5 protein-coding genes are annotated in these 6799 nt (G+C 31.6%); 3 read left to right on the top strand and 2 right to left on the bottom strand.

The annotated features are described in order from the left end of the window. Positions 1 to 454: 454 nt before the first annotated feature. Positions 455 to 2893 (bottom strand): TonB-dependent receptor, encoded by a 2439-nt coding sequence (locus tag B4E59_RS06865; RefSeq protein WP_291046777.1) that lies wholly within the window; start codon positions 2891 to 2893, stop codon positions 455 to 457. Further along, complete coding sequence (locus tag B4E59_RS06860; RefSeq protein ID WP_286496356.1) at positions 2841 to 4532, bottom strand: M23 family metallopeptidase; 1692 nt, start codon at positions 4530 to 4532, stop codon at positions 2841 to 2843. Before B4E59_RS06860 ends, B4E59_RS06865 begins: the two co-directional genes overlap by 53 nt. 237 nt (positions 4533 to 4769) lie before the next feature. On the opposite strand from B4E59_RS06860, the gene B4E59_RS06855 reads away from it, so the two are divergent. The 3 genes from B4E59_RS06855 to B4E59_RS06845 all read left to right on the top strand — a co-directional run bounded on the left by B4E59_RS06855 (position 4770) and on the right by B4E59_RS06845 (position 6522). After that, positions 4770 to 4904 (top strand): hypothetical protein, encoded by a 135-nt coding sequence (locus B4E59_RS06855; RefSeq protein ID WP_286496357.1) that lies wholly within the window; start codon positions 4770 to 4772, stop codon positions 4902 to 4904. Between the two features lie 41 nt (positions 4905 to 4945). After that, on the top strand, positions 4946 to 5086 hold the full coding sequence (locus B4E59_RS06850) for a hypothetical protein (protein WP_291046781.1): 141 nt from the start codon (positions 4946 to 4948) through the stop codon (positions 5084 to 5086). 218 nt (positions 5087 to 5304) lie between these two features. After that, positions 5305 to 6522 carry a site-specific integrase gene (locus tag B4E59_RS06845; RefSeq protein ID WP_291052217.1) on the top strand — a complete coding sequence of 406 codons (1218 nt, stop codon included), beginning with the start codon at positions 5305 to 5307 and terminating at the stop codon, positions 6520 to 6522. The last annotated feature ends 277 nt before the right edge of the window (positions 6523 to 6799 follow it).

The raw sequence follows: 6799 nt of genomic DNA, 5'->3' as shown, positions 1-6799 counted from the left end.
CTTTAATCGAAATATTAATAAGCTAAAAACTCAAATTATTTAAAATGCACAACGGGTTAGTATACTTTGTTTCTTTTATTATTCTTACTTTTTAAATATAAAATAAATGGAGTTAGTATTCCTGATATAATTGAAATTGGAAATATCCAAAATGGAAGTAAAATCCATAAAAAATAATATTCTAAAGTTTTATAAAAATTGAAAAAAGTAAAACCTTTTAAGTTTTGATTTTCAAAGATTTCATTTAATGATATGAAAAATAGTAAAAATGAAAATAACCAAAATATAAAACTATAAGTCTTTAAATATTTTATTTTACCTATTTTCTTGTTCATGAAAAAAATAGGTGAAATTGAAAAAATAAATATAATTGGAATGATGATGTAACCGATATATTTTTGAAAATCCATTATTAATAAGAATTAATTTATCCTAATATTAATTTTGAATAGTTTTAAAACTTAAAATTAATCTTTCCATTCAAGAAACGTCCTGTCAAATAATTTGGCATTGTGTAAACTGCACTCGAATTTACGTCGCGAATCCATGAATTACTGATTTCGTTTTTAATATCAAACACATTGAAAACATCTACACCAATCGAAATTTCTTTGAAATTACTCCAGAATGTTCCTTTTGATGGTTTCAATTCTTTTTGATTGATCAATTCTTTCACAAAACCAATGTCAACACGTTTGTAATCTGTCAACGTTGTTTGGTATTGGTAAGGATCTGCAAATTGTGGTGCTCCGTTTGGTAAACCAGAAGCATAAATCAAATTTACATTCACTTTGAAAGATGGTAAAAACTCCATATAATCTTGGAAAAATGCAGATAATTTGAAACGAGGATCTGTTGGTAATGGAATATTTCCTCTGTCATCAATATTTTGATAAGCTCGCGCATACGAAGCCGAGAACCAAGAATCTATACCAGGAACAAACTGCCCAAATAAACGCATATCAAGTCCATACGCATAACCTTTGGAGTTGTTATCTGCCGTATAACGAATTCTCACATTGTCTACATAATACGGATTCAAATCATTTAAGATTTTGTAATAAACCTCAGTTGTTAATTTGAACGGACGATCCATCCATTTGAATTCGTAATCGTTTCCAAATATAAAATGAATTGATTGTTGCGATTTTACTTTGTTATTCAAAGAACCATCTAAACGACGAATTTCGCGATAGAAGGGAGGTTGATAATAAATACCTGTCGAAAAACGGAACAACATATCGCTTTCCCAATCTGGTTTAACAGCGATTTGAGCACGAGGCGAAACAGTTGTTTCTTCGTTAAAATCCCAATAAGCTGCACGTACACCAGCGTTGAACATTACTTTCGCATCATTCCACATAAATTTGCTTGTATATTGTGCGTAACCTGAAATACGATTGGTTTTTAAATTATTTTTAGAATTCACATAATAACTTAAATTCAAACCATTTCCTGGATTTGGATTCACAACATATCCTGTCGAATCGATTGCTTGCCATTCACCTAATAAATCACGAATATCTTCTTGTTGAAATTTTGCACCCCACTCAATATCATTGTTTCCATTGATTTTATATTTTCCTTTGTGTTGAATTCCAGCAACCAACGCATCAAAATTATTTCGTGCATGATCGATTTGCGAACCAACATCATTCGTAGAAGTAGCATGGCCTTTTTCGTCTACTTCGGAAATGAAATAAGAACCTTGAATATCAAAATATTCGCGCTCTTTCGAATGATAAGCAAAAAGGTCTAACCCTAAATCTACTTTAGAATTTGGTTGATATGTAAATGATAAACTTCCTGTTTCTGTCGCAAATTTATCATCCTCTTTTCCGTCATAAAAAACAGTTAGCAACAACGGAGTATCCATTGTGTTGATGTACGTATCACGTTTTACAGGAAACATTTCGTAGCGCGAACGTGACATTGTCCCCAAAAATGCAACATTCCATTTATCATTTAATTTATAATTGATATTGGCTTGTACATCGTAATATTCGGGATTGAAATTGGTATCACCTTTTAAGGTATTCAACACTAAATTTCTGTTTTGATAGCGCGCTCCAACAATTGCCGAAAGTTTTTTGTCTTTAGAACCTCCGCCTAATGTCAAACTTCCGCCCATTAAACTTGCTTCTAATTGTCCTTCAAATTTTGTTGGGCGTTTGTAGGTAACATCTAAAACAGAAGACATTTTGTCGCCGTATTTTGCTTCCCAACCACCAGCAGAAAAGTTGATAAATTGCGTCATCGCAGGATTTACAAAACCTAAACCTTCTTGTTCGCCAGAACGAATCAATTGAGGTTTATAAACTTCGATTCCGTTAACGTAAATTAAATTTTCGTCATAATTTCCTCCGCGAACCATATATTGCGAACTTAATTCTGTATTCGAATTTACGAAAGGCAATGTTTTCAATAAATCGGCAACTCCGCCAGTCAAACTTGGTCCTTGTTGCATTTGCGCAGCACTCAAAACGGTACTTTGCAAAGGTTTATTTTTATTGGATTGAAAAGAAATAGTTGCTTCACCTAATTCGATTGCATTGGTTTGATCAGGAACTAATTGAACAAAAATCTCTTTCTTGTTTTTATCTTTTAGCGTAAAAGTTTGTGCAAACGAATGATAACCATTGTTGTTAAAAGTTACGGTAACGGAAGAATTTGATGGAATATCAATTTTGAAATTACCATTTTGATCTGTAAAATAAGATTGATCGTTGACAATAATCTCAGCTTCACTAATTGGAATTCTATTTTCGTCGACAACTTTACCATTAATTTGCGCAGTTTGAGCAAATAAAATTCCACCCAAAAGAGATAAACTTATGGTACTAAGAAATCTTTTTGAATGTTGTAGAGTATGTTGCTGTGTTGTTTTTTTCATCTTTCACGTTTAATTCTAATTGATGGTTGCCAACCGAAATCTGTTCTTTGTTCAAATTAATTGATAATCGTTTAATTTTTTGATCATATTCGGCTAAAACCCACTTACCATCGATATAAGCTTTATAATCTTTTATCCCAGATTGTGCATCATCAATTGTAAATTTGATAATAGCATTAGCTTGAGTAAATTGACTATCTGATTTGATATTTAACGGAGTAATTGTCGGTTTAGTATTGTCAATTAAAATAGAAAAAACACCAAAATCTTTTGGATTTGCAACAAGCTTTCCATTTTTGAGCTCTGTTGTTAAATAATCTTTTTTCCAAGCACCTCTTTTTTGATATTCGCGTACAATAACAGCTTTGTCCAATTGCGCTGTTGGAATGTCAGTAGTCGGTTCTATTGCTAACGTGTAAGTTTGATGAACTGGTATATAATAATCGCCCACCCAATGTTTACCATTCGAGAATTTATAAGCTAAATCAAAATCTTCATAAAAAATATTTTTAGGGAAAAATATTTCGATTCCATCAGATTTGAAATGATTTTCTTTGTTCCACAACATTGGATTTGTTTCAGTAAGTTTTGCAGAATCTACAAATGCTTTTCCATTAACTGTAAAAGATTGCGAAGATAAATTTCCTGCATAATCAGAAACGTCAATTTTTACTTTGTACGATTTTCCTTCTTCAAGCTCTAAAATTCCATTGTTTTTTAGATTTGAATACATTCTGACAGGATTCCCATCTTTCACAAATCCTTGATACACCCAACTATTATTTTTCTGAATATCGCCATAATCGCAAACTGTATTTATAGCTCGAGCTTCATCAAACGAAAAACGATTAGAAGTAAACGTATAAATCGGTTCATCATTCACATAAATATTAATTTGATGAACTCCATTGTTATTTTCTGCTCCATTGTGTTTGTCATAGGCTTTTACACCAAAACCTATTGCGCCAGAGGCAGAAATTGTACCTCCATTTACCACAACAACACGATTGGTTTTTTGATTCACATCGCCATAAATTGGATAAGCATATAGGCCTAAAATAGATGGTTTTCGAGTATCAGGTAAATCAAAACCGAAGTAAAAAGGATTAATTGGTTCTTCTGTTTTGGTATCACGAATTTCGAAATGTAAATGTGGACCTCCAGAACCTCCAGAATTTCCAGAAAGAGCAATCAAATCGCCCATTTTTACAGGAAGTTCGTTTGGTTTTGGATGCAATTCTATCTTAAACGTTTCGTTTGCATATTGTTGTTTGCGCACATATTCTTGCAATTCGGGCGTAAATTCTCTCAAATGGGCATAAACAGAAGTATATCCGTTTGGGTGATCGATATAAAGTGCATTTCCATAACCTGTTGGCGAAATATTAATGCGAGAAATGTAACCGTCTCCAACCGCTTTTACTTTCAGACCTTCTCGTTGTTGAGTTTTGATATCAAGCCCAGCGTGGAAATGATTGGCACGTAATTCTCCAAAATTACCAGCTAAATAATTGGTAATTTCTAAAGGATTTTGGAAGATGTTTTTTGGATATGTTTCAGATTTTGGTTGTTCTGATCGTTGTCCAAAAACAACAGAACTTAGTAATAAGTTTAGGAAAATTGGCTTAATCACTTTCATTTTTTCTTTTCAATAATTAACAAATCAGTTAAAAGTAAATTAAATCTTTTACAAACCTCCTTAATCTTTTGAATTTCTGAAAATTATTTGGAGATAAATTTTTGTAAAATAAAATTAAATAAATGATTATCAATATTTTGTATTTGTAAAATAATAAACAAGTAAAAGAAAAGGATTTTAGTGAATGATTGAGAAATGATGAAAGTAATTTTAAAATCAAACATAAAAAACATCATCATGAGAAAAATTATTTTAGCACTTTTTATAGTTGCTTCTATCGTAAGTTGTAATGAATACAAAGGTTCAGAAAGTAATGCAGAATTGGCTGCTGATGCAAAGAAGAAGTTGCGGTTTCTAATGCTGCAAATTTAGAAGTAGAAGGGAAGGTTTTTAAATCGAATGCGTTGATCGAAATGAAAGTAAAAGATGCGATGAAAGATGCGGTTCAAATCGAAGAAAATGCGATTTCGTTGAATGGATTTGTTTTGAATAGTGAAATGATTAATCAAATTTTAGATTCGGATATAGTTGAATTATCCGAAAACATAATATGACAATACTATTTTTCTCTAAATTGCCTATTTATAAGGTTTTATAGAATGTTAAAGTTTCAATTTAAAGTACTCTAACGCATTGAAATCCTTGATTTGTTGTACCAATTGTTGTACCTTAGAATCACGTTACATTCGTTTGCATCAGCAAGTTACAAAAATATTTCACTTGTTTGCATTCGTTTAGAAAAGTAGATTTTTAACCAATAATACAATTTCCAATGGCTTCAATCAAATTAGTACTTCGCACCAACCAAGAAGATAAAACAGGGCACAGTCCATTGTATATCCGGTTAATCAAGGATCGTAAAACAAAATTTATAGCAACTGGAGTAAAGTTGAAAGAAAACGAATGGGATGATGTCAAACAAAAAGTAAAACGCAATTATCCCAATTCAACGAGAATGAATGCTTTCTTATCTCAAAAGATTGCAGATGCAGAAGCAATGGTTGCTGATAACGAGCGAAAGCGTGGAAATATCTCCGCTAAGCGATTAAAAGAAGCGATCAAAGGAAAAGATATTAAGAATTTCTTTGAATATGCTTACGAGCGTTGTGAACGTATCAGAGGGAATGTATCACCTCAAACCTATAAAGCTTATAAAATGAATATTCAAAAGTTCGAGAAGTTTTTAGGTACAAACGAAATCTACTTTGAAGATATCACAGTAACAGTTTTAAATGATTATGTCAATTTTATGAGCAATCGTTTAAAGAATGGTTCTACAACTATGCATTATGCTTTAAATATTCTGGCGATAATGTTTAAAGATGCCATTCGTGAAGAAGTCATCACTTTAAATACTTATCCATTTGCGAGTGTAAGAATCAAAAAAGACAAGAGTACAAGACTGTTTTTAAACAAAGAACAAATAGAGCAGCTAAAAAATCACAAGAGTTCATCTGGTCAAACAGATACGTATTTCCGTGATATGTTTATTTTCAGTTGTTATGCGGGTGGATTACGTTTTGGTGATGTCGTTACCTTACAATGGAAAAACTATGATGAAAACGAACAACGTATCAGATTAAACATTCGTAAAACGAAACGTTCACATCAATTCAAAGTAGGTCAATCGGCTTTAGAGATTTTAAACAAATACAAGAAAGAAACTTCCGAATCAGATGATTTTATTTTTCCAATCATTTCAGAAGCAAATTTCTTCGAACAATCCAACGAATACCAACTAAAAGTAATAGCTGCCAAAAATACTTTATGTGGTCAGAAATTGCGTAGAATCGGTAAAGAATTAGAATTTCCATTCTCGTTATCATTCCATTTAAGCCGACATACATTTGCAACCCAAGCTTTAGCTAACGGAATGCGTATTGAGTACGTTTCAAAATTGTTAGATCACTCAGATATTGGAACAACTCAAATCTATGCAAAAATCGTAAACGACGAATTAGATAAAGCAGTAGAGCAATATATCGAATAAGGAAGTTTTAAATATCTTTAGCGACACCTTTTGTCTTTTTTAAAGTTTTAATTTACATCAAATTACACTATAAAAGGTTAATTGCTAAAACTTAATTTATGATGAAGTATTTGATAAAAGAAACTGTACAATTCAAAGAGTTTACACAAGTTGCTTTACATAACGTAAAGTCAGAAGAATTTGATATTATAGAGGTTCAACCTCTTACAAATGACGGGTATTGTCAAGCATTAATTGACAAAATATTTGAGATTTCTCATTCTGATTTCTATGACAA

Origin of the sequence: Empedobacter sp. UBA2044, assembly GCF_002333005.1 — a bacterium.
Lineage (GTDB): Bacteria > Bacteroidota > Bacteroidia > Flavobacteriales > Weeksellaceae > Empedobacter > Empedobacter falsenii_B.
This window is presented reverse-complemented; position numbering and strand designations above follow the sequence as displayed.

What these genes read in the sequence shown, in the direction of transcription:
- B4E59_RS06865 (WP_291046777.1), bottom strand. Translation starts at nt 2,893, where the DNA reads ATGAAAAAAACAACACAGCAACATACTCTACAACATTCAAAAAGATTT.
- B4E59_RS06860 (WP_286496356.1), bottom strand. Translation starts at nt 4,532, where the DNA reads ATGAAAGTGATTAAGCCAATTTTCCTAAACTTATTACTAAGTTCTGTT.
- B4E59_RS06855 (WP_286496357.1), top strand. Translation starts at nt 4,770, where the DNA reads ATGAGAAAAATTATTTTAGCACTTTTTATAGTTGCTTCTATCGTAAGT.
- B4E59_RS06850 (WP_291046781.1), top strand. Translation starts at nt 4,946, where the DNA reads ATGAAAGTAAAAGATGCGATGAAAGATGCGGTTCAAATCGAAGAAAAT.
- B4E59_RS06845 (WP_291052217.1), top strand. Translation starts at nt 5,305, where the DNA reads ATGGCTTCAATCAAATTAGTACTTCGCACCAACCAAGAAGATAAAACA.